The sequence below is a fragment of the Streptomyces sp. NPDC036764 genome (genome assembly GCF_055609385.1).
The window spans coordinates 1-22,588 of sequence record NZ_JBVJPT010000012.1 but is presented as its reverse complement, the minus strand read 5'-3'; the positions used below and the strand labels follow the sequence as shown (position 1 = coordinate 22,588).

16 protein-coding genes are annotated in these 22,588 nt (G+C 71.4%); 12 read left to right on the top strand and 4 right to left on the bottom strand.

Annotated elements, in window-relative coordinates:
• Window positions 1–51 precede the first annotated feature (51 nt).
• The gene (locus ACZ69Q_RS32955; RefSeq protein ID WP_471049009.1) at window positions 52–3,714 is read left to right on the top strand and encodes a glycosyltransferase family 2 protein; all 3,663 of its coding nucleotides are present in this window, start codon (window positions 52–54) and stop codon (window positions 3,712–3,714) included.
• Window positions 3,711–5,246 (top strand): DUF5719 family protein, encoded by a 1,536-nt coding sequence (locus tag ACZ69Q_RS32950; RefSeq protein WP_471049006.1) that lies wholly within the window; start codon window positions 3,711–3,713, stop codon window positions 5,244–5,246. Before ACZ69Q_RS32955 ends, ACZ69Q_RS32950 begins: the two co-directional genes overlap by 4 nt.
• A 61-nt stretch (window positions 5,247–5,307) precedes the next feature.
• Here the strand turns inward: ACZ69Q_RS32950 and ACZ69Q_RS32945 are convergent, their stop codons facing one another.
• Window positions 5,308–5,751, bottom strand: a complete 444-nt coding sequence (locus tag ACZ69Q_RS32945; protein ID WP_125528256.1) for a metallopeptidase family protein — start codon at window positions 5,749–5,751, stop codon at window positions 5,308–5,310.
• Between the two features lie 344 nt (window positions 5,752–6,095).
• Between ACZ69Q_RS32945 and ACZ69Q_RS32940 the strand changes: the two genes are divergently transcribed.
• The 7 genes from ACZ69Q_RS32940 (at window position 6,096) to ACZ69Q_RS32910 (ending at window position 14,254) form a co-directional block, all read left to right on the top strand.
• The gene (locus ACZ69Q_RS32940) at window positions 6,096–6,470 is read left to right on the top strand and encodes a DUF3499 domain-containing protein (protein WP_471049004.1); all 375 of its coding nucleotides are present in this window, start codon (window positions 6,096–6,098) and stop codon (window positions 6,468–6,470) included.
• 168 nt (window positions 6,471–6,638) lie between these two features.
• Window positions 6,639–8,255, top strand: a complete 1,617-nt coding sequence (locus ACZ69Q_RS32935) for an L-lactate permease (protein ID WP_471049002.1) — start codon at window positions 6,639–6,641, stop codon at window positions 8,253–8,255.
• A 113-nt stretch (window positions 8,256–8,368) separates the two neighbouring features.
• A complete protein-coding gene (locus ACZ69Q_RS32930) occupies window positions 8,369–9,733 on the top strand; it encodes a phosphomannomutase/phosphoglucomutase (RefSeq protein WP_471048999.1) in 1,365 nt (454 codons plus the stop codon).
• A gap of 372 nt (window positions 9,734–10,105) precedes the next feature.
• Entirely contained in the window at window positions 10,106–10,276 is a 171-nt protein-coding gene (locus tag ACZ69Q_RS32925; protein ID WP_093746251.1) for a Trm112 family protein, read from the top strand.
• Between the two features lie 382 nt (window positions 10,277–10,658).
• Window positions 10,659–11,786, top strand: coding sequence for an SIS domain-containing protein (locus ACZ69Q_RS32920; protein ID WP_471048996.1), 1,128 nt, complete (start codon window positions 10,659–10,661; stop codon window positions 11,784–11,786).
• A 118-nt stretch (window positions 11,787–11,904) separates the two neighbouring features.
• Complete coding sequence (gene manA / locus ACZ69Q_RS32915) at window positions 11,905–13,056, top strand: mannose-6-phosphate isomerase, class I (protein WP_471048994.1); 1,152 nt, start codon at window positions 11,905–11,907, stop codon at window positions 13,054–13,056.
• Window positions 13,057–13,273: 217 nt separating this feature from the next.
• Entirely contained in the window at window positions 13,274–14,254 is a 981-nt protein-coding gene (locus ACZ69Q_RS32910; RefSeq protein ID WP_471048991.1) for a cation diffusion facilitator family transporter, read from the top strand.
• Between the two features lie 72 nt (window positions 14,255–14,326).
• Here ACZ69Q_RS32910 and lepB read toward each other — a convergent pair whose 3' ends face one another.
• Together lepB and ACZ69Q_RS32900 are read right to left on the bottom strand one after the other, a co-directional pair.
• A complete protein-coding gene (lepB, locus tag ACZ69Q_RS32905) occupies window positions 14,327–15,007 on the bottom strand; it encodes a signal peptidase I (RefSeq protein WP_471048988.1) in 681 nt (226 codons plus the stop codon).
• Between the two features lie 111 nt (window positions 15,008–15,118).
• Window positions 15,119–17,233 (bottom strand): fructose-specific PTS transporter subunit EIIC, encoded by a 2,115-nt coding sequence (locus ACZ69Q_RS32900; protein ID WP_471048985.1) that lies wholly within the window; start codon window positions 17,231–17,233, stop codon window positions 15,119–15,121.
• A gap of 504 nt (window positions 17,234–17,737) precedes the next feature.
• Between ACZ69Q_RS32900 and ahcY the strand changes: the two genes are divergently transcribed.
• Together ahcY and ACZ69Q_RS32890 are read left to right on the top strand one after the other, a co-directional pair.
• Complete coding sequence (gene ahcY / locus ACZ69Q_RS32895; protein ID WP_471048982.1) at window positions 17,738–19,195, top strand: adenosylhomocysteinase; 1,458 nt, start codon at window positions 17,738–17,740, stop codon at window positions 19,193–19,195.
• Window positions 19,196–19,514: 319 nt separating this feature from the next.
• Complete coding sequence (locus tag ACZ69Q_RS32890; RefSeq protein WP_471048979.1) at window positions 19,515–20,129, top strand: hypothetical protein; 615 nt, start codon at window positions 19,515–19,517, stop codon at window positions 20,127–20,129.
• A gap of 5 nt (window positions 20,130–20,134) precedes the next feature.
• Here the strand turns inward: ACZ69Q_RS32890 and ACZ69Q_RS32885 are convergent, their stop codons facing one another.
• Window positions 20,135–21,085 carry an RDD family protein gene (locus ACZ69Q_RS32885; RefSeq protein ID WP_471048975.1) on the bottom strand — a complete coding sequence of 317 codons (951 nt, stop codon included), beginning with the start codon at window positions 21,083–21,085 and terminating at the stop codon, window positions 20,135–20,137.
• 131 nt (window positions 21,086–21,216) lie between these two features.
• Here ACZ69Q_RS32885 and ACZ69Q_RS32880 point away from each other — a divergent pair, with 131 nt between their 5' ends.
• Window positions 21,217–22,224, top strand: coding sequence for a stage II sporulation protein M (locus ACZ69Q_RS32880; protein ID WP_471048972.1), 1,008 nt, complete (start codon window positions 21,217–21,219; stop codon window positions 22,222–22,224).
• Window positions 22,225–22,588 lie beyond the last annotated feature (364 nt).

Genomic DNA, 22,588 nt, shown 5'->3' with positions numbered 1-22,588 from the left:
CTCGGGGCACGGGCGTCCACCGCAGTCCATCGAACCAGGGCCCGTACCTCGATGTCCGTGCACAGCCACACGGCAGCCCAGCACGACTCCGCTGCCACACCTGAGTTCCCGCGTCATGTGGTGACGGCGGTGCTCGTCTCCCACGACGGTGCCCGCTGGCTGCCCGACGTGCTTGCCGGGCTGCTCGGCCAGGAGCGTCCCGTCCAGTTCGCCGTCGCGGCCGACACCGGCAGCGCGGACCAGTCCGCGCAGCTCGTCACCGAGGCCCTGGGCGCCGACCGCGTGCTGCACCTCGCGCGGCGCACCGGATTCGGCCAGGCCGTCGAGGAGGCCAACCGCACCGCCCCCCTCCTCACCCCGGACGAGCTGACGTATCTGAAACGGCCCAGCGGCTGGGACCCCGTCACGCGCACCTGGCGCGACGACGCCTACGACCTGCCCGAACTCCCCCACGGGGAACCGGTCCAGTGGCTGTGGCTCCTGCACGACGACTGCGCACCCGAACCCGACGCCCTGGCCCAACTGCTGCGCGTCGTGGAGAACGAGCACGAGCTGGGACGCGACGACGTCGCCGTGGTGGGCCCGAAGCTGCGCGGCTGGTACGACCGCCGCCAGCTCCTCGAGGTCGGCGTCACCATCGCCAACTCCGGCCGCCGCTGGACCGGCCTGGACCGCCGCGAGCAGGACCAGGGCCAGCACGACCACGTGCGCCCGGTGCTGTCCGTGTCCACCGCCGGCATGCTCATCCGGCGCGACGTCTTCGAGGAACTCGGCGGCTTCGACCGGCGACTGCCCCTCATGCGGGACGACGTCGACCTGTGCTGGCGCGCCACGGCCGCCGGGCACCGCGTCCTCATCGCCCCCGAGGCGGTCGTACGACACGCCGAGGCGTCCTCCCGCGAGCGCCGCACCGTCGACTGCGTGGGCCGCACCGCCGCCTCCCCGCACAAGGTCGACAAGGCGGGCGCGGTCTACACCCTGCTCGTCAACACCCGCACGGCCGTGCTGCCCTGGGTGCTGCTGCGCCTGGTGTTCGGCACCGTCCTGCGCACGCTCGCCTACCTCGTCGGCAAGGTCCCCGGACAGGCCCTGGACGAGATCCGCGGCCTCGTGGGCACCCTGCTGCGCCCCGAACGGATCATCGCCGGCCGGCGCAGGCGCGGGCGTCCCGTCATCGACAAGGGCGAGCTGCGGGCCCTGTTCCCGCCGCCCGGCGCGACCGTGCGGGCCACCGTCGAACAGGTCGCGGGCAGCGTCGTCGGCAGCTCCGACGCCGAGGTCGCCTCCGGCGCGGGACGGCACGGCAGCGCCGTCGAGTCCGGACCCGGCGGCGACGACGCGGACTTCCTGGAGATAGAACAGTTCGCGCGCCTCAAGCGCATCGCCCGCAAGCCCGGCCCGGTGCTCTTCCTGGTGCTGCTGTTCGTCTCGCTGATCGCCTGCCGCGAACTTCTCGGCAACGGCGCGCTCGCGGGCGGCGCCCTGCTGCCCGCCCCGGCCGAATCCGGCGAGCTGTGGTCGCGTTACCTGGACGCCTGGCATCCGGTGGGCGCCGGCGGCACCCCGTCCGCGCCGCCGTACCTCGCGCTCGTGGCGATGCTCGCCTCCACCCTGCTGGGCTCGACCGGGCTCGCCGTCACCGTGCTGCTGGTCTGCTCGGTGCCGCTGGCCGGATTCACCGCCTACTTCGCCTCCCGCCCGCTCGTCGAGTCGCGCCTGCTGCGTGCCTGGGCGGCCGTCGTCTACGCCTTCCTGCCAGCCGCGACCGGCGCCCTGGCCGGCGGTCGCATCGGCACCGCGGTACTCGCCATCCTGCTGCCGCTCATCGCCCGCGCGGGCATCGCGGCCAGCGGCCTGGCGAACGGCTCCGGCGCGCGCGGCAGTTGGCGCGCCACCTGGGCGTACGCCCTGCTGCTGACGATCGCCACGGCCTTCACACCGATCATCTGGCCGATCGCGCTGCTCCTCGGTATCGGTCTGCTGGCGGTGCGGCGCACCGACCTCACCGCCTACGGCCTGCGCTTCCTGGCCCAGTTCGGGGTGCCCCTGCTGGTGCTCGCGCCCTGGTCGCTGTCGCTGCTGCCGTTCGGCTTCTTCCGCGAGGCCGGTCTGGAGTACGGCTCCTCGGCCGCGTCCGCCCTGGACCTGCTCGGTGCCAGCCCCGGCGGGCCCGGCACCGTCAGCGGGCTGATGCTCATCGGCGTCGTACTGGCCGCGCTGGCCGCCCTGCTGCGCTCCGAGCGTCAGCTCGGGATCCGCACGGCCTGGGCGGTCGCCCTGCTGGGCTTCGTCTTCGCGGTCCTGTCCAACAGTTCCACCTGGGCCGGCCCCGCGACCCTCGTCTACGGCATCGCCCTCCTGGCCGCCGCCCTGCTCGGCGCCGACGGGGCACGCTCGCGCGTGGCCGAGCAGAGCTTCGGCTGGCGTCAGCCGGTCGCCGCGCTCATCGCCTTCACCGCGGCCGCGGGCCCGCTTCTCGTCGCCGCCGGCTGGATGATCCGCGGTGCCGACGGACCGCTGGAGCGGCGCGATCCCGTGCAGGTGCCCGCGTTCGTCGCCGAAGAGAGCGGCACCCGCGACCAGGCCCGCACCCTCGTCCTCGACAGCGACTCCTCGGCGCACGTCGGCTACATGCTCGTGCGCGGCTCCGGCGCCCGCCTCGGCGACGCCGAACTGGCCGTGGCCGACGGGGAGAACGCCAAGCTCGACAAGATCGTCGCCAACCTCGTCGCCGGTTCCGGCGCCGACCAGGCGGACCAGCTCGGCGCGTTCGCCGTGCGCTACGTCCTCGTCCACAAGGGCGCGCCGCGTGACGTCACGCGCGTGCTGGACGCGACGCCGGGGCTGTCGCGGCTGAGTGAGCAGAACGGCAGCGCGCTGTGGCGGATCGACCGCCAGGTGTCGCGGGCGGCCATCGTCGCGGGGTCCGGCTCGGGCGCCGCGGCCGGTGAGCCCCAGCCGGTCGCCGCCGGGCCCGTCGAGATCCACACCACGGTGCCGGCCGGCTCCGACGGGCGCGTGCTGCGGCTCGCCGACAGCGTCGACGACGGGTGGACGGCCACCCTGGACGGCAAGGAACTCACCCCGACCACGGTCGACGGCTGGGCGCAGGGCTTCGAGCTGCCCGCCGACGGCGGCAGGCTGGACGTCACCTACGACGACCCGATCGGCCACACCGCCTGGCTGTGGGTACAGGGCTTCCTCGCCCTCGTGCTCGTCGTGATGGCGCTGCCCGGACGTCGCCGTGACATCGACGACGACCTGCCCGAGGAGGCCCCCGTCCCGGCCGAGGCCATGGCGGGCGACGGACGGCGGGCCCGCCGGCTGCGCGCCCAGGCCGAGGCCGAAGAGGGCGGTCAGGGCGGGGAGTTCCCGCCCCCTCCCGCACAGGAGCCCTCCACGGCCGTTCCGCAGCAGACTCCGTACGGACAGTGGGACACCCCCAGCTACGCGGGCGCCGAGTACGACAACTACGGCGGCGAGCAGTACCAGGGCGGTCAGGGCGAGGGGCAGTATCCGGCGGGCGGCGCGTACGACCAGGGGTACCAGGCGGATCCGTACCAGGGCGGCCAGTACGACCCGTACGCGTACGGCGGTCAGTCACAGGGCGCGGCGTACGACCCCTCGTACGACCAGACGTACCAGCAGGGTTACGACGCCACGTACGACCCGCAGCAGCACGGCAGTGAGCGTTCCGACGGGAGCCAGCAGTGAACCGCACCACCCTGTCCCTGATCGCCGGCGTCGGCGCCCTCGCCGCCGTCACCGGGTTCGCGGCGCTGGCCTCACCGGACGCCTCCGGTGCGAGCCCTGCGAAGACGGCGGCCGAGCTGCCGGTGGAGCGTACGAGTCTGGTGTGCCCGGCGCCCAGCAGTTCGGACCTCGCCGAGACGACGTACACGTCGTTCACGCCCGTCACCAAGGGGACGGCGAGCGGTGGCAAGGCGGAACTGCTGTCCGCGGGCGAGGAGTCGGGAGCCGCGGCGGGCGGCAAGGGCGGCAAGGACGAGAAGGCAGGCAAGGGCGCCAAGGGCGGCAAGACCGCGACCGCCGGCAAGCCCGTCCTCGCCGCCAAGGAGCCGGGGAAGCCGGTGACCGAGGACGCCTCCGGGGCGGACTCGCCGGCGCTCGTCGGGACCGCCGACGGGAAGTTCGCGCCCGGGTGGACCGTGCAGCAGACCACTCAGGTCGCGGCGGGCACCGGGCGCGGGCTCCAGGGGGTCAACTGCACGGCGCCGGACACCGAGTTCTGGTTCCCCGGGGCCAGCACGGCTCCCGACCGCACGGACTACGTGCATCTGACGAACCCGGACGACTCCGCCGCCGTCGTCGACATCGAGCTGTACGGCAAGGACGGGGCCCTGGAGACCACGGTGGGGGAGGGGATCACGGTTCAGCCGCACTCCGGCGAGCCGATACTCCTGTCCACGCTCACCGGTGAGAAGCAGGACAACGTGACCGTGCACGTGAGTGTGCGCAGCGGTCGCGTGGGCGCCTCGGTGCAGGCGCTGGACGACAAGCTCGGCGGGGACTGGCTCGCGGCGTCCGTCGACCCCGCCGGGAGCCTGGTGATGCCCGGCATTCCCAAGGACGCCACGGCCGTGCGGCTGGTCGCGTTCGCGCCGGGGGAGGCGGACGCGGATCTGAAGGTGCGGCTCGCTTCGCCGTCCGGGCTGATCACGCCCGCCGGGAACGAGACGCTGCACGTCAAGGCAGGGATGACCAGCGCGGTGGACCTCGGTGACGTGATGCGCGGCGAGGCGGGGTCGCTCGTGCTGACGCCCTCGGATCACTCCGTGCCGGTGGTAGCGGCGCTGCGGGTGGTGCGGGGGAAGGGCGCCAAGCAGGAGACGGCGTTCATCCCGGCCAGCCGGGCCGTCGGCACGCGCGCGACGGCGGTGGACAACCGCGAGAAGGGCACGACGCTGTCCGTGACGGCGCCGTCCGGTACGGCTCGGATCAAGGTCACCGCGTCGCCGGGGAGCGAGGGCGGCACGGCCGCCTCGAAGACGTACACGGTCAAGTCCGGTACCACCCAGGAGATTCAGGTGCCGGTCCCGAGCGGCCTGAAGGGCACGTACGCCCTCACGGTCGAGACGGTGTCGGGCGGGCCGGTGTACGCGTCCCGCACGCTCGCGGCGTCGGAGGACGGGGTGTCCGGCTTCACCGTCCAGACACTGCCGGACGACCGGGGGATGGTGGCCGTGCCCGAGGCGGACGAGGACCTGTCGGTCCTGCAGAGGTAGTGGCGGGAGGGCCTTCGGGCCCTCCCCTGCGGCGCTCGGTTCCGCTTGCCGGCCCTGGCCGTCAGTCCTCGCCGTAGCGCGGATCGACCGTCTCCGGTGTGAGGCCCAGCAGCTCTGCCACCTGTTCCACGACCACCTCGTGGACCAGAGCCGCCCGCTCGTCCCGGCCCTTGGTGCGGATCTCCACGGGGCGGCGGTAGATGACCACGCGCGCGGGGCGTCCCTCGCGGGCGGCGATCGTGCCGCCCAGGGGGACCGCCTCGTCGTTCCAGGTCCTGCCGTCCAGGCGGGGGACCTCCAGGACCAGGAAATCGATGTCGGTGAGCTGCGGCCAGCGGCGTTCGAGGCGCTCCACCGAGTCCTGGACCAGGTCCGCGAAGACATCGGCGCGGCTGGCGGCGAGGGGGACCTGGGGTGGTGCGATAGGGCCGCGCATGCCCCGTCCGTGGCGATCACGGCGGCGGGGCCCGGGGCCGGCGGCACGAGGCGGTACAGGGGTGTCCATCACTGATGAAGGGTAGTCCTCACGGCAGGTACGTGTCCGATCGCGGTCGGGTGGCGGGGGCGGCGTCCGCCCGGCCCGTACGGCATGTCGGCAGATGACCATTCCAGCCAAGGTTGGGCTCGATTCCGCATCTCTCCGAGACCGTCGAAGTCAAGGTAATTGTTGGGTTTTGTCGTGAGTTGTGACCGGCCCCGTCGCCGTCCGGGATTCCGCAACGCGGCTTTTGGGCAGGTCAGAAGGGTGGTGCGAGGGGGGCGCGTGGGGCGCGTCACAACACGACACGGTGGGGTGACCTGGGGGAGAGTCGTCGCGGCCCGCTCAAGAGTGCGGTACCGTCCAACGTCGTGAGCCCTGTACGTCGCTGTTCGCGCACCGCTTGCGGCCGCCCCGCCGTCGCGACGCTGACGTACGTCTACGCCGACTCGACCGCGGTCCTCGGCCCGCTCGCCACCTACGCCGAACCCCACTGCTACGACCTGTGCGCCGAGCACTCCGAGCGCCTCACCGCGCCTCGCGGGTGGGAGGTCGTACGCCTGCTGGACGGCTCCGCTCCGGCCCGTCCGAGCGGGGACGACCTGGAAGCGCTTGCCAACGCCGTGCGCGAGGCGGCCCGTCCGCAGGAGCGGGCGGCCGGGGCCGCCGGGGGCAGCCGTGGCGCCGACCCGATGGAGGTCGCGCGGCGAGGTCATCTCAGGATCCTCCGCTCGCCCGACAACTGACGACCGGTTCCCTTCGTCTGTCTTCGCCTCCCTCCCTCGCTCTCCTTCGGCGCGCCTTCGTTTGGTTGAGTGATGCACAAGCATTGACGCGCTGTTGTCGCGGACACGACCATTCCGTATGCCGGAACGAGAAATCGCTTTCCGCATGGCGGAATCCGGGAGGTGCCCGTGTACATCCAGGAACTGGAGCCCGTAGCAGGCTCACTGGGGCTGTCCGCCCTCGTGGCGGCCCTGCCCCTGGTGATCGTGCTCGTCCTGCTGGGCGGGGTCCGGATGAAGGCGCATCTCGCAGGGCTCACCGGGCTGCTGGCGGCCGTACTGGTCGCCTGGCTCGCCTACGGCATGCCGCTCGACCAGACGCTCTCCAGCGGCGCCCAGGGAGCCGTCTTCGGGCTCTTCCCCATCCTGTGGATCGTCGTCAACGCCCTGTGGGTGTACCGGATGACCGTCCGGACGCGGCACTTCGACATCCTTCGGCGGTCGTTCGGGCGGCTGTCGGACGACCCGCGCATCCAGGCGCTCGTCGTCGCGTTCTGCTTCGGCGCCCTGCTGGAGGCCCTCGCCGGCTTCGGGGCGCCCGTCGCGATCTGCTCGGTCATGCTGGTGGCGCTCGGGTTCGAGCCGGTACGCGCGGCCGTCGTCGCGCTGGTCGCCAACACGGCACCCGTCGCCTTCGGCGCGATGGGGACACCCGTGGTGACGCTCGCCCAGGTCACCGGGCTGCCGCTGGACGACGTGGCGTCCGTGGTCGGGCGGCAGACGCCCCTGCTGGCGGTGGTCGTGCCGCTCGTGCTGGTCGGGCTCGTGGACGGGCGGCGCGGGCTTCGGGAGACCTGGGTGCCCGCAGTGGTGTGCGGAGTCGCCTTCGCCGTCGCCCAGTTCGCCGCCTCGAACTACGTCTCCGCGCAACTCGCCGACATCGGCGCCGCCTTGGCCGGCGCGGGCGCCCTGGTCGCCGTACCGCACGCGCGTGTGCCCGCCACCGAGGCCGTGCGCGCGTCCGTGCTGACCGGGTCGCGCAGCGAGGATCTGGACGAGGACGATCCGCGCCGGGAGGTCGTGCGGGCCTACGCGCCGTACGCCCTGATCGTCGTGATCTTCTCCATCGCCCAGATATCCGTGGTCAAGGACTGGCTGGCCGGGGCCACCCAGACGTTCGACTGGCCCTTCCTGAACGTCGCGAACCCGGACGGCGAAGCGGTCGGCGGCAATGTCTTCGCCTGGCCGATCGTGTCCACCGGCGGCACGCTCGTGCTGATCGCCGGGCTGTTCACGGCGGTCGTTCTGGGGGTGCACGCGCGCATGGCCGTCAGGGAGTGGGCCGCCACCGTGCACGAGTTGCGGTTCGCCATCCTCACCGTGACGTCCGTACTCGCGCTCGCGTATGTCATGAACCTGTCCGGGCAGGCCGCCACCATCGGCCACTTCGTGGCGGCGGCCGGTGCCGGGCTCGCCTTCCTGTCGCCGGTGCTCGGCTGGTTCGGGGTGGCGGTGTCCGGGTCGGACACCTCGGCCAACGCGCTGTTCGGGGCGTTGCAGGTGACGGCCGCGCGGGAGTCCGGCCTCTCGCCGGAACTCCTGGCCGCCGCCAACAGTTCAGGAGGTGTGCTCGGCAAGATGATCTCGCCGCAGAACCTCACCATCGCGTGCGCGGCAGTAGGGCTCGCGGGCAAGGAAGGCGACCTGCTGCGGCGGGTGCTGCCGTGGAGCCTGGGGCTGCTGCTGGTGATGTGCCTGATCGTCGTCGGACAGAGCTCACCGGTGCTGGGCTGGATGCTGCCCTGACGTCCGCGCTGACCTTGAGGTTACGGCTTTGGGTCCACTAAGTGGCCGCCCGGCGCACTGTCGGTCCGGGCGGGTAGTTTGTGGTGACCGACAGGACTTTCAGGAGGTTGTCCGTGGCTGCTGATCTGTCACAGCTCGTGAAGGCGTACGACGTGCGCGGGGTCGTACCGGATCAGTGGGACGAGTCGCTGGCCGAGCTCTTCGGCGCCGCCTTCGTCAAGGTCACGGACGCGAGCGCGATCGTGATCGGCCATGACATGCGCCCCTCGTCACCCGGTCTGTCCCGCGCCTTCGCGCGCGGTGCCGCGGCCCAGGGCGTCGACGTCACCGAGATCGGCCTGTGCTCCACGGACCAGCTCTACTACGCCTCGGGCGCGCTGAACCTGCCGGGCGCGATGTTCACGGCCTCGCACAACCCGGCCCAGTACAACGGCATCAAGATGTGCCGCGCCGGCGCCGCCCCGGTCGGCCAGGACACCGGCCTCGCCGAGATCCGCGAACTGGCGGAGAACTGGATGGAGTCGGGCGCCCCGGCCCCGGCCGCACGGACGGGCGTCATCACCCGGCGCGACACCCTCGAGGACTACTCGGCCCACCTCCGCTCCCTGGTGGACCTGACCTCCATCCGCCCCCTGAAGGTCGTCGTCGACGCGGGCAACGGCATGGGCGGCCACACCGTGCCGACCGTGTTCGGCGGCCTCCCGCTCGACGTCGTCCCGATGTACTTCGAGTTGGACGGCACCTTCCCGAACCACGAGGCGAACCCGCTGGACCCGGCGAACATCGTCGACCTCCAGAAGCGGGTCCGCGAAGAGGGCGCCGACCTCGGGATCGCCTTCGACGGCGACGCGGACCGCTGCTTCGTCGTCGACGAACGCGGCGAACCCGTCTCCCCGTCCGCCATCACCGCCCTGGTGGCCTCGCGCGAGCTCGCCAAGCACGGCGGCAAGGGCACGGTCATCCACAACCTGATCACGTCCTGGTCGGTCCCGGAGGTCGTCAGGGAGAACGGCGGCACCCCGGTCCGCACCCGCGTCGGCCACTCCTTCATCAAGGCCGAGATGGCGAAGTCCGGCGCGATCTTCGGCGGCGAGCACTCCGCCCACTACTACTTCAAGGACTTCTGGAACGCCGACACCGGCATGCTGGCCGCCCTTCACGTCCTCGCCGCCCTCGGCGGCCAGGAGGGCCCCCTGTCCGGTCTCGTCGCCCAGTACGACCGCTACGCCGGCTCCGGCGAGATCAACTCCACCGTCGCCGACCAGGCGGACCGCCTCGCCGCGATCAAGACCGCGTACGAGGGCCGCGAGGACGTCCGACTGGACAACCTCGACGGCCTGACGGTCACCTCCACCGACTGGTGGTTCAACGTCCGCCCGTCCAACACGGAGCCCCTCCTCCGCCTGAACGCGGAGGCCCGGGACGAGGAGACGATGAGAAAGGTACGGGACGAGGCCCTGGCCATCATCAGAGCCTGAGCCGACCCGGGCCTTGCCCACCCGTGCCCCCCGGTCTTGCCCACCCCGGGTCTTGCCCCCCGGTCTTGGCGTGACTCACCTGCCGGGGCCTCGCCTTCCGGCGCCGGTCCGCGATTCTTCAGCCTGTCCGGCGTTTGAGGACGAGGCCGTTCAGGCCGAAAGCGGGGTCTGGGGCGGCAGCCCCAGGAGCACCGGGGTGAAGGGGCAGCGCCCCTGGAGGACGGGACGGGCAGGGGCGGCGGGGGCGAATCCCTCGCCGCCCCCGCACAACACCGCCCAACCCCGGCACCCCGCCCTCACCGGCGGTACGCTGACCAGGCACATCCGCACACCCGCACGTACCGCGCACCCCCACCCCAGAAGGGACCCGCCATGCCGCTGGAAGCCGGCCTCCTGGAGATCCTCGCCTGCCCGGCCTGCCATGCCTCCCTCAAGGAGCAGGAAGCCGAGCTGATCTGCACCGGCCAGGACTGCGGCCTGGCATACCCGGTCCGCGACGGCATCCCCGTCCTCCTCGTCGACGAGGCCCGCCGCCCCGCGTAACCGGGCTCCACGGCCGGGGCCAAGCCCGCCGAACACGACGCCACAGGCCGCAGTCCCGACGTCACACCACGGCCACCCCCCGACCCGGCCAAGGCCAAGGCCACGGCCACCGCCCAACCCGGCCACGGCTACAGCCCGACCCGGTCACGGCCACCGCCGGACCCGGACCCGGCCACGGCTGCAGCCCGCCCCCGGCCACGGCTACAGCCCCGACCCAGCCACGGCCAAGGCCACGAAGACGGCCCCGCACGAACACAACCCCACAGGCACACCGCCACAGCACCCGGTATCACGCCTTGGCATTACGCCCCGGCACCACACCCTGGCACCACACCCGCCACAACAGACCCCAAAGAATCCCGGCGATCGGAGGCCGTCGCCCATGCTCGACGAATCGCTGCTGGACACGCCGAAGGCACTCGCCGACGCCGACCGCCGTGCCCTGCTCCGCGGCGCGGCCGAAGCCGGCGCCCGCGTCCGCACCGCCGCCCGGCACGCCGCCGAGGCCGGCGTCAGCGACCTCAAACCGGACGGCCGCCCCCGCGCCGTCCTCATCGCGGGCCCCGGCGCCGCCGCCACCTGCGTCGCCGACCTCCTCGGCACACTCGCCGGCGCCACCACCCCGGTCACCCGACTGGCCCCGGCCGGCGTAGCCCCCGCCGCGGGCGCCCTGCGCTGGGAGCTGCCCGGCTGGGCAGGCTCCGTGGACCTCCTGCTGATCGCCACCCCCGACGGCACCGAGCCGGGCCTGTCCCTGCTCGCCGAGCAGGCCTACCGCCGCGGCTGCGCGGTCGTCGCCGTGGCCCCCGCCGCCACCCCGCTCACCGAGGCGATGCACGGCAACCACGGCCTGTTCGTGCCGATGGCGACCGCCCCGTACGAGCAGGACGAGTCCCTCGCCGCCTCCGCCCCCGGCGTCTTGTGGGCACTGCTCACCCCGCTGCTGGCGCTCCTGGACCGCACCGGTCTGATCACCGCCCCGCCCGACGCCGTCGAGAAGGTCGCCGACCGCCTCGACCACATCGCCGAGCGCTGCGGTCCCGCCATCGCGACATACAGCAACCCCGCCAAGACCCTCGCCGCCGAACTCGCCGACGCGCTCCCGCTGATCTGGACCGAGGGTGTCTCCGCAGGCCCGGCCGGCCGCCGTTTCGCGGCCGCGCTCGCCGAGCTCTCCGGCCACCCCGCGCTCGTCGCCGAACTGCCCGAGGCACTCGCCTCGCACAGCGCCCTGCTCGCCGGCCGGCTCGCGGCGAGCGCCGACCCCGACGACTTCTTCCGGGACCGTGTGGAGGAGACTCCGGCCCTGCACGCGCGCGTGGTCCTGCTGCGCGACCGCCCGATCGGCGGCCTCACCGCCGCGCCCTCCGCCCGGGACCTCGCCCTCAGCCACGACACACCGATCAGCGAGCTGGAGCCGGAGCCCGGCGGTGAGCTGGAGACCCTCGCCGAACTGATCGCCATCACGGATTTCGCCGCCGTTTACCTGGCGCTCGCCTCGGGGGCCTGATCTGTCCCTGGGCGCCCCGACAGCCGTACGCCGGCGGAACCGGCAGTCGTACACCAGGCGAACAGGCGTCCTCCACGAAGAGATCCCGCCTACCCGCAGAGAGCAGGCAGACAACCGCATGGACCGCCTCGACAACACCGTCCGCCCCTACGCCTGGGGTTCCACCACCGCGATCCCGAAGCTCCTCGGCGTCGAGCCGACCGGCGAGCCGCAGGCGGAGATGTGGATGGGCGCGCACCCGGGAGCACCCTCGCGCACCGGGCGCGGGACGCTCGTCGAGGCGATCGAGGCCGACCCGGAGCGCGAGCTGGGCGCGGCGGCCGTGGCGAAGTTCGGCCCGCGCCTGCCCTTCCTCCTCAAGATCCTCGCCGCCGGCGCCCCGCTCTCCCTCCAGGTGCACCCCAACCTGGAGCAGGCGAGGGAGGGTTACGAGGACGAGGAGGCCCGCGGCATCCCCGTGGACGCCGGCCACCGCAACTACAAGGACGCCAACCACAAGCCCGAACTGATCTGCGCGCTCACCGAGTTCGACGGCCTGTGCGGCTTCCGCGACCCCTTGCGGACCGCCGACCTGCTGGAGGGCCTCGGCATCGACTCCCTCAAGCCGTACGTCGACCTGCTGCACGCCCACCCCGAGGAAGCGGCCCTGCGCGAGGTGCTCACCGCGATCCTCAGCGCCGACCCGGACGAGATGGCCCACACCGTCGCCGAGGCCGCGGCCGCCTGCTCCCGCATCGGCGGCGAGTACGCCCCGTACGCCGACATCGCCCACCACTACCCCGGCGACCCCGGCGTCATCGCCGCCATGCTCCTCAACTACGTCCGCCTGCAGCCCGGCGAGGCCCTGTTCCTCGGCGCCGGCATCCCGCACGCGTACCTGAACGGCCTCGGTGTCGAGATCATGGCCAACTCCGACAACGTCCTGCGCTGCGGCCTGACCCCCAAGCACGTCGACGTCCCCGAACTCCTGCGCGTCGTCCGCTTCGAGGCCGGCGACGCGGGCGTGCTGCGCCCCGAGGCCGCCCCCGACGGCGAAGAGGTCTACGAGACCCCGATCGACGAGTTCCGGCTCTCCCGGTACGTCCTCCCCGAGGGCACCACCGCCCACGACCTCACCCGCGCGACCCCACAGATACTGCTCTGCACGGCCGGTGCCGTCCGCGCCGGCGAGCACGAGCTGACGCCGGGCGGCTCCGTCTTCGTACCGGCGGGCGAAAAGGCCGAAGTGTCCGGGGCCGGTACGGTCTTCCGGGCCACGGTCGTCGCCTGACCGAGGGCATCTCACGACCCGGCGCGCCACAGTCGGACCGGGCTGCAACAATGGCCCACCGGCAAAGGACGGGCAAAGCCGATCGGGGGCGAGGCTCCCTCGGCGACGCCCTGAACGGCGTACGTACGAAGCCATGGGGCATGAGGTCCCGAGGCCGTGAGGCCCCGAGGGCTGCGAACGCCACGAAGGCTACGAAAGCGAAGGGACAACGCGACACATGAGCGCGTCAGGCGGTACCAGGGCGATCGTGGCGGCACTCGCCGCCAACCTCGCAATCGCGGCAGCGAAGTTCGTGGCGTTCGCGTTCAGCGGCTCGTCGTCGATGCTCGCCGAGGGCGTGCACTCGCTCGCCGACTCAGGCAACCAGGCCCTGCTGCTGGTCGGCGGCAAGAAGGCCCAGCGCGAGGCGACCCCGCAGCACCCCTTCGGCTACGGCCGCGAGCGCTACATCTACGCCTTCCTCGTCTCGATCATCCTGTTCTCGGTGGGCGGCATGTTCGCCCTCTACGAGGGCTACGAGAAGATCAAGCACCCGCACGAGATCGAGCACTGGTACTGGCCGGTCGGCGTGCTCGTCTTCGCGATCATCGCCGAGGCCTTCTCCTTCCGTACGGCCATCAAGGAGTCGAACCTCCTGCGCGGCAGGAAGTCGTGGAAGGAGTTCGTCCGCCACGCCAAGGCCCCCGAGCTGCCCGTCGTCCTCCTGGAGGACCTCGGCGCGCTGATCGGTCTGGTCCTCGCCCTGGGCGGCGTCGGCCTGGCCCTGCTCACCGGCGACGGCGTCTGGGACGGCATCGGCACCATCTGCATCGGCGTCCTGCTCGTCCTGATCGCGGTCGTCCTGGCCATCGAGACCAAGTCGCTGCTGCTCGGCGAGTCCGCGGGTGTCGAGAACGTCCAGAAGATCGAGGCCGCGATCGTCGACGGCGATGTGGTCACCCGCATCATCCACATGCGCACGCTCCACCTCGGCCCCGAGGAACTCCTGGTCGCCGCCAAGATCGCCGTCCAGCACGACGACACGGCCGGCCAGGTCGCCTCCGCGATCAACGCCGCCGAGGCCCGTATCCGCGAGGCCGTCCCGATCGCCCGCGTCATCTACCTGGAGCCCGACATCTACAGCGAGGCCGAAGCGGCCAAGGGCGCCGACCGCGAGGCGACCCCCGGAGGCCCGGCACAGCACGGCACCGAGCACTGACCCGTACGGCTACGGGGCCCGCCGAGTGGATCGGCGGGCCCCGTAGTCATTGCCGCGGTGCCGGTTCGGCCGTCATGCCGGCAGGTGCCAGTTCGGGGCGATCGGAGCGCGACCCTGCCGCCGTACGACCCGGGCAGCGATCCCAAGTCCGACCCCGACCAGCATCAGCACCGCCCCGAGCACGATCGCCGTACCGAGGGCGGCAGGTACGGCGTAGCCGTCGATCGCGCGCCCCCGGATCTCGGACTCGGCGAAGGTCCCGCCCCGGTCGTCGAGAAAAGTGCGCGAATCACGGGCGTTCGCTCGGTTGTCACCCAGCAGGAACAGCCGTCCCTCGGGAACCCGGACGTCGTAGGACGCAACCCCGAACCCGCCACCCGCCTCCCCGCCCTTCAGATACGGCTCCTCGATCGGCTTCCCGTTCACGGTGACGCGCCCGGCCGCGCCCGCCCCCGTGCAGCACGCCACCCGGTCGCCGCCCACGCCGATGACCCGCTTGACCACGAGCCCGTCGAAGCCGTACCGGTCCGGCGCCGAGAGCACCACGACGTCCCCGCGCCGCACCTCGTCCCCGCCGGTCCGCTCGTAGAAGATCCGGTCACCCGGCCCGTACGTCGGTGTCATGCTCTCGCTCGACACGACGGCGCCCCCGAGCGCGACCCGCGCAAAGGCGACCCCGCCCAACCCCAACACCAGCCCCAACAGCCCCACTACGACGGCTGCGACCCCAAGTCTTCGCCCTGTGCCCGCCATTGCACCCCTCCCCATACGGCCCCTGCGTGTGCGGAGCGTAACCGGCCCGTGTGACCCGGCAGTGCGGGGCCCGCGCCCGACAACACCCGGACGCGGACCCGCTCGACGCCGCTAACCGACCTCGCGCAGCACCCCGAGCACGGCCGACTCGTCCGGCGCCGCCAACAGCCGCTCCCGGAACTCCGCGTCCATCAACTTCCGCGACAGCAGCGCCAGAATCCGCAAGTGCTCGTCCCCGGCGGCCGCCTCCGGTACGGCGATCATGAACACGAGCCTCGCCTTCGTACCGTCCGGCGAGCCCCACTCGACGCCCTCCGCGGACCGCGCGAAACCGACGACCGGCGCGCTCACCGCATCCGTCTTGGCATGCGGAATCGCGATCTCCTCGCCGAGCCCGGTCGTCCCCTGCGCCTCCCGGCGCAGCGCCGTCGCCACGAGCTCGTCCGGATCCACGACCTTGCCGGTCCGCCCGAGCAGCTCCGCCATCTCACGGATCGCGGACTCCTTGTCACCGGCGCCGAGCCGGACCCTCACGGTCTGCTCGGTGAGATACCCGGAGAGGACCTCGGCCACTTCGGCGGCGCCGGCCGGGACAGCGTCGTCGGCAGAGTCAGCCGGGCCGGCCTGCCTGGGCACGCCCCCCTGCTCCACGACCCCTGCGCCGGCACCACCACTTGCGCCCGCTCCGACACCGGCACCGACACCGGCCCCCACGAGCACAGCCTCGCGCGCACCCACGCTCACACCGACGCCCGCCTCCCCGCGCCGCCTGCGCTCACCCAGGTCGACGAGGGCGACCGTCGTCAACGCGGTGACGACCGAACCGATCACCACGGCCACGAAGAACATCGGCACACCGCTCACCGCGCCCAGCACGGCCACGATCGGCCCGCCGTGCGGCACCGCGTCCTCGACGCCGGCGACCCCGGCGACCGCCCCGGCGACCGCGCCGCCCAGCATGTTGGCGGGGATGACCTGCGCGGGCCGCGCCGCCGCGAACGGGATCGCGCCCTCGGAGATGCCGAAGCAGCCCATGAACAGCGACGCGAGCCCGGTCTCCCGCTCCTGCTCGGTGTACAGCCGCTTGCGTATCAGCGTGGCCAGACCCTGACCGAGCGGCATGACCGGGATCGCGGCCGCGCACATACCCATGACCGTCTGGTTGCCGGTCGCGATGAGCCCGGCGCCGAACAGGAACGCCGTCTTGTTGACCGGCCCGCCCATGTCGAACGCGATCATGAGCCCGAGAATCGCGCCGAGCAGGATCGCGCTCGTACCTGTCATCCCGCTGAGCCAGTCGGTCAGGTTCTCGAACACCCAGGAGATCGGCTTGCCGATGACATAGATGAAGAACATGCCGAGCGCCGTGGTCGCCACGATCGGGATCACGATGATCGGCATGATCGGCCGCGCGAACTTCGGGACCTTGACCTTCTTGATCCACAACACCAGATATCCGGCGAGGAACCCGGTCACGATCGCCCCGATGAACCCGGCGCCCGCCTTCGAGTCGTACAGCTCACCGGTGTTGGCGATCCAGCCGCCGACCATGCCGGGCACGAGGGCGGGCCGATCCCCGATCGCATACGCGATGTAACCGGACAGGATCGGCACCATCAGCGTGAAGCCGATGACGCCGATGTTGTTCACGTCCATCCAGAAGGAGTCCTTCGGGATGACCAGACCGCCCGACGGGTCCGTGTGGCCGCCGAGCGACAGCGAGATCGCGATCAGCAGCCCGCCGACCACCACGAACGGGATCATGTAACTGACCCCGTTCATCAGCGCCTTGTACCCGACACTGCGCTCCTTGCCGCCGCCGGACGCGCGGCTCGCGGGGCCCGTGGGGGTGCCCCCTGGTGTGTGCACCGGCGCCGACATCACACGCTCGATCAACTGCTCGGGGTGACGAATGCCCTCGGCCACACCCACGGTCAGCACCCGCTTGCCCGCGAAACGGCTCAGGTCCACGTCCTTGTCCGCGGCGACGATGACGCCGTCCGCATGCTTGACATCGTTGTCATCGAGAACGTTTTCAGCCCCGATGGATCCCTGCGTCTCCACCTTCATGTCGATGCCGCGACTCTCGGCGGCCTGCGCGAGCTTTTCAGCCGCCATGTACGTGTGGGCGATGCCGGTCGGGCACGCGGTCACCGCGAGCAGCTTCAACCGCTGCTGCCCGCCACCGCCGCTGCCCGTGGGGGGAGGGCCGGCCGGATTGGTCACGTCGATCTCCTAACGCCTTTGTCGTGCGGAAACGCCGTCCCGGGCGCCCGCAAGATCGATCAGTTGTTCCGATCTCCAGGCATCCTGCCCCAGCTCCCCGCAAGCTCAAAGGGGCAGAGTTCCCGGAACATCCCGGTCTGCCGACACCTGTGAACCGTTCGTTGGTGTCCTGTTATCGCTCCCGCACCCGACCGTCACCTGACCTGCCGCCGACGTCTGAGCAACCCCTCTCCCCGCCCACCCTCGGGCCACTTGATGGCTCGATCTGTTCGGAGGCGGACTGGGGGCGGCCGGGCGTCCCGGTGTAGCTTGGGACAGAGCCAGACGTCGCTGCTGATGGCGGTCGGGCGGTCCCGACAAGGACCGACCGAGGGAGAGAGGGCCTCCGACGGACTGCGCTGCGCGTACGCGGGCATGCCTGTGTCCTCTTCGGGCACCCCGGTGTCCGCCGCCGCGCAGACCAGCCGTACCCACCCTCGCCCCAACCCCGAGGAGCAGCTCGTAATGACGACTGTCGAGAACCGACAGGACTTCAAGGTCGCCGATCTCTCCCTGGCCGACTTCGGCCGCAAGGAGATCACCCTCGCCGAGCACGAGATGCCCGGCCTGATGGCGATCCGCAAGGAGTACGCCGAGACCCAGCCGCTGGCCGGCGCCCGCGTCACCGGCTCCCTGCACATGACCGTGCAGACCGCCGTCCTGATCGAGACCCTGGTCGCCCTGGGCGCCGAGGTCCGCTGGGCGTCCTGCAACATCTTCTCCACCCAGGACCACGCCGCCGCCGCGATCGCCGTCGGCCCGAACGGCACCGTGGACAACCCCCAGGGCATCCCGGTCTTCGCCTGGAAGGGCGAGACCCTGGAGGAGTACTGGTGGTGCACGGAGCAGGCGCTGACCTGGCCGAACACGCCCACCGGCGGCCCGAACATGATCCTGGACGACGGCGGTGACGCCACCCTCCTCGTGCACAAGGGCGTCGAGTACGAGAAGGACGGCAAGGTCCCCTCGGTCGACACCGCCGAGTCGGACGAGCACCGCGTCATCCTCGAACTCCTGCACCGCACCATCACGGACGGCTCGCAGAAGTGGACCCAGCTCGCGTCCGAGATCCGCGGCGTGACCGAGGAGACCACGACCGGCGTCCACCGCCTGTACGAGATGCAGCGCGACGGCGTCCTCCTGTTCCCGGCGATCAACGTGAACGACGCCGTCACCAAGTCGAAGTTCGACAACAAGTACGGCTGCCGCCACTCCCTGATCGACGGCATCAACCGCGCCACCGACGTCCTGATCGGCGGCAAGACCGCGGTCGTCTGCGGCTACGGCGACGTGGGCAAGGGCTGCGCGGAGTCCCTGCGCGGTCAGGGCGCCCGCGTGATCATCACCGAGATCGACCCGATCTGCGCCCTCCAGGCGGCGATGGACGGCTACCAGGTCACGACCCTCGACGAGGTCATCGACCAGGCCGACATCTTCATCACCACGACCGGCAACAAGGACATCATCATGGCCTCGGACATGGCCAAGATGAAGCACCAGGCGATCGTCGGCAACATCGGCCACTTCGACAACGAGATCGACATGGCCGGCCTCGCCAAGATCCCCGGCATCGTCAAGGACGAGGTCAAGCCGCAGGTCCACACCTGGAAGTTCCCCGACGGCAAGGTGCTGATCGTCCTCTCCGAGGGCCGCCTGCTGAACCTGGGCAACGCCACCGGCCACCCGTCCTTCGTGATGTCCAACTCCTTCGCCGACCAGACGCTGGCGCAGATCGAGCTGTTCACCAAGCCGGACGCCTACCCGACCGGTGTGTACACGCTGCCCAAGCACCTGGACGAGAAGGTCGCCCGCCTCCACCTGGACTCGCTCGGCGTAAAGCTGACGACGCTCCGCCCGGAGCAGGCCGCCTACATCGGCGTCGAGGTCGAGGGCCCGTACAAGTCGGACCACTACCGCTACTGAGCCGAGCCGGCTCCATGCGGACCGCGGTGCCGCCGAACCGGCCGCCTGAACCGGGTTGCCGCTGAACCGGACCGCTTGAACCGGGTTGCCGTACGACGACGCTCGTACGGCAACCCGCGGCGAGAGCAATCCGGCTGGGCGGCGCGCTCCGGCGGCACTTCACCGGCGTGGCCGCAAGCAGCGTTCCTCCGAGGCAGGCCCCCGCACCCCCGTGCCGGGGGCCTGCCTCTTTGGCCCACATGGCCGGCCCGCGTAGCCTCATCGGCCGAAGTGGCCGGGGCCATCCCGTCCAGCCCGTCCGTCAAGCACCAGGACCCCGATGCCCCGCGGCCGCTATTCGCTCCACGATCCGCACGATCACACCCCCCTCGCAGAAGAGCATTTCCACTGCGCCCCCGGCCCTTCCGGCTGGCGCTACGTCGCTCAGCTCACCACCCCCGCGGGCGATCACAGCGGCTCCGTCGACCTGGCCCTGGACGAGCTGGGCCGCCCCATCCGCCTCGAACTCCACGCCGGCGGCTGGCAGGTACGCGGTGCCGCCCTGGACGGCGTCACCTGGGTCCGCACCGACCCCACCGGAGTTCACGCCACCGAAGGCAATGTGCGCGCCCACGCCTTCACCGGCACGTCCCCCGCGTTCCTCATCGCCACCACCCGTCTCCTCCGCCTCACCCCTTCCGCACCGGCAACCCGCGTCCGCCTCGTGGCCTTCACGGATCCGGTCCTCGCCCCGCGCACGGTGGACCAGTCCTGGGCGTTGGTGGAAAGACAAACACACGCCACTGACAATGGCCCCCTGGCCGTGGACGAATACCAGGTCACAGCCCTGGACACGGGCGAGCAGCACGCCGTACACATCGCCGGCGACGTGGTCCTCTCGGCCCCCGGCATCGAGCTGGAGGACCTGGACTCGCCGCCGTCGACGCTCGCTTGAGCCGGCTAGGCGGGGGGAGCGAAGCCCGTGGCGGGCGGGTCGTCCGACGCCGCACCCTGCGGCGCCGGCGCAGCGGGCTGCCGTACGGCGTCCCGCGCGACGGGCGGGTGCCCAGCACCTGCCGGCGCCACATACGGACCACTGACCGGGGCGACGCCCCCGCCATGTGCGCCAGGCGCTGGTGGAGCGGGCGCAGCCACAGCAGCGCCATTACCGAAGGCGCGCCGTGCCTCCCGTGCCTGCCGCTCCTGAAGAACCGCGGCCAGATAGGCGGCCGGCGGCACGCCGTGGGGCGCCGGAGCGCCGGTGCGCCCCGCGAGGTCCGTCGCGAGCCGCTCAGCCATGCTCCAGGCGACCTGCGGATCGAGCTGCTGCATCCGCGTCAGGTACTGGCGAATCGCGAGCCACAGACCATCGGGAACCGCCGACAGGTCGAGCCCCGCGAACCGCCCGGCCAACCACGGCGGAGGCGGCGGAACGAAGCCCGTCCGCGTCACGGGCACGCGCTCCCGCACGACGAGAGTCCCGGCGAACACATCACCCAGCCGCCGCCCGCGCTCGGACACCAGCGAAGCGATGACGGCGACGACCCCGAGCGTCATCAGAATCTCGATCACACCGATGAGGCCCCGCACCAGTGCGTGCCGGAACCGGATCGGCCCGCCGTCGTCACGCACCACCCGCAGCCCGCAGGCCAACTTCCCGAGCGAACGCCCATGACTGAGCGTCTCGACGGCGATCGGCCCGCCGACCAGCAGCAGCACGAACATGGCGATGGACAGTGCGGTCTGCGCTGCCTCGTCCAGAGAAGCGGTGGCGATCACGACACCCGTCGTCACGACGAGGTAGGCGATCAAGGCCACAGCCAGATCGAGCAGCACGGCCAGCGCCCTGCTGGGCAGCTTCGCAGGGCGCAACTCCAGCGCCACCGCCTCGCCCGTCACCAGCTCACTCACGCCGACCGTCCTTCCCCTGACCTGCCCTCGGAATGGCCAGTCTGCCAAGCTGAGGGCGCATCGCGCCGCAGTACGACAAGCTGACGTCCAACGACGAGTCGCCGACGAACAGCCGGGGAGCAGGAAAGCAGATGGACCTCGACGTCTTCGTCACCGCCCACCGCGCCGAGTGGGACCGCCTCGACGCCCTGCTCGGGCGCCAGCGCCGCCTCACCGGCGCCGAGGCCGACGAACTCGTCGCCCTCTACCAGCGCACCGCCACTCACCTGTCCCTGATCCAGTCCAGCGCACCCGACCCCCAGTTGACCGGCAGGCTCAGCCAACTCGTGGCACGCGCGCGTAGTGCCGTGACAGGCACGCGACGCGCCTCTTGGCGCGACGTCACACGCTTCCTCGCATACGGCTTTCCGGCCGCGGTCTACCGTGCGCGCCACTGGTGGGTGCCCACGGCACTCCTGTCCACCCTCGTCGCGGCCCTCCTGGGCTGGTGGATAGGCACCCATCCCGAGGCACAGGCCACCATCGCGGCCCCCAGCGAACTACGCGAGCTCACCCGCCCCGGCGGCCAGTACGAGACGTACTACTCCAGCCACCCCGCGGCCTCCTTCGCCGCCCAGGTCTGGACGAACAACGCCTGGGCAGCCGCCCTCTGCCTGATCCTCGGCGTCTTCCTGGGCCTTCCGGTCCTCTGGATCCTCTTCCAGAACATGCTGAACCTCGGTGTCGGCTTCGGCCTGATGTCCTCAGCAGGACGCCTGGACACCTTCCTCGGCCTCGTCCTGCCGCACGGCCTCCTCGAACTGACCGCGGTCTTCGTAGCCGCCGGCACGGGCTTGCGCCTCGGCTGGACACTCATCGACCCCGGCCCCCGCACCCGACGCTCAGCTCTCGCCGAGGAAGGCCGAGCCGCGATCGGCATGGCAATCGGCCTGGCCCTGGTCCTTTTCGTCTCAGGCGCCATCGAAGGCTTCGTCACCCCGTCAGGCCTGCCCACCTGGGCCCGCATCACCATCGGCGTCGTCGCTGAGCTGGCATTCCTGGCATACGTCTTTGTCCTCGGCGGCCGTGCCGCCCGCTCCGGAGAGACAGGCGACCTCGATGCGGCCGAGCGCAGCGCCGCCGTTCCGACGGCGGCTTGATGTGCGTGCACACCTGTTGAGCTGCTAGTCTCCTCTTCGCCCCACAAGAGCCGTTGACACGGAGCGCGTGGGGAGGTAGATTCGAACAGTTGCCTGGAAATGGGTACAGTCCCATCGGGCAGAGTGAGTGTCTGTCTGCTTCAGTGGAACTTTGATTCCCAGGAAGCCTCCTCCCGATGATTTCGGAAATGAACGGCTGGTTAGTCCGGCCTGAAGCTTCTGATAAAGTCGGAACCGCCGGAAAGGGAAACGCGGAAGCGGAAACCTGGAAAGCACCGAGGAAATCGGGTCGAGAAAAGATCTGATAGAGTCGGAAACGCAAGACCGAAGGGAAGCGCCCGGAGGAAAGCCCGAGAGGGTGAGT

Excerpts from the sequence above, each read along its gene's own strand:
- ahcY (WP_471048982.1), top strand. The coding sequence starts at position 17,738 with ATGACGACTGTCGAGAACCGACAGGACTTCAAGGTCGCCGATCTCTCC.
- lepB (WP_471048988.1), bottom strand. The coding sequence starts at position 15,007 with ATGGCGGGCACAGGGCGAAGACTTGGGGTCGCAGCCGTCGTAGTGGGG.
- manA (WP_471048994.1), top strand. The coding sequence starts at position 11,905 with ATGGACCGCCTCGACAACACCGTCCGCCCCTACGCCTGGGGTTCCACC.
- ACZ69Q_RS32880 (WP_471048972.1), top strand. The coding sequence starts at position 21,217 with ATGGACCTCGACGTCTTCGTCACCGCCCACCGCGCCGAGTGGGACCGC.
- ACZ69Q_RS32890 (WP_471048979.1), top strand. The coding sequence starts at position 19,515 with ATGCCCCGCGGCCGCTATTCGCTCCACGATCCGCACGATCACACCCCC.
- ACZ69Q_RS32925 (WP_093746251.1), top strand. The coding sequence starts at position 10,106 with ATGCCGCTGGAAGCCGGCCTCCTGGAGATCCTCGCCTGCCCGGCCTGC.
- ACZ69Q_RS32945 (WP_125528256.1), bottom strand. The coding sequence starts at position 5,751 with ATGGACACCCCTGTACCGCCTCGTGCCGCCGGCCCCGGGCCCCGCCGC.
- ACZ69Q_RS32910 (WP_471048991.1), top strand. The coding sequence starts at position 13,274 with ATGAGCGCGTCAGGCGGTACCAGGGCGATCGTGGCGGCACTCGCCGCC.
- ACZ69Q_RS32955 (WP_471049009.1), top strand. The coding sequence starts at position 52 with ATGTCCGTGCACAGCCACACGGCAGCCCAGCACGACTCCGCTGCCACA.
- ACZ69Q_RS32920 (WP_471048996.1), top strand. The coding sequence starts at position 10,659 with ATGCTCGACGAATCGCTGCTGGACACGCCGAAGGCACTCGCCGACGCC.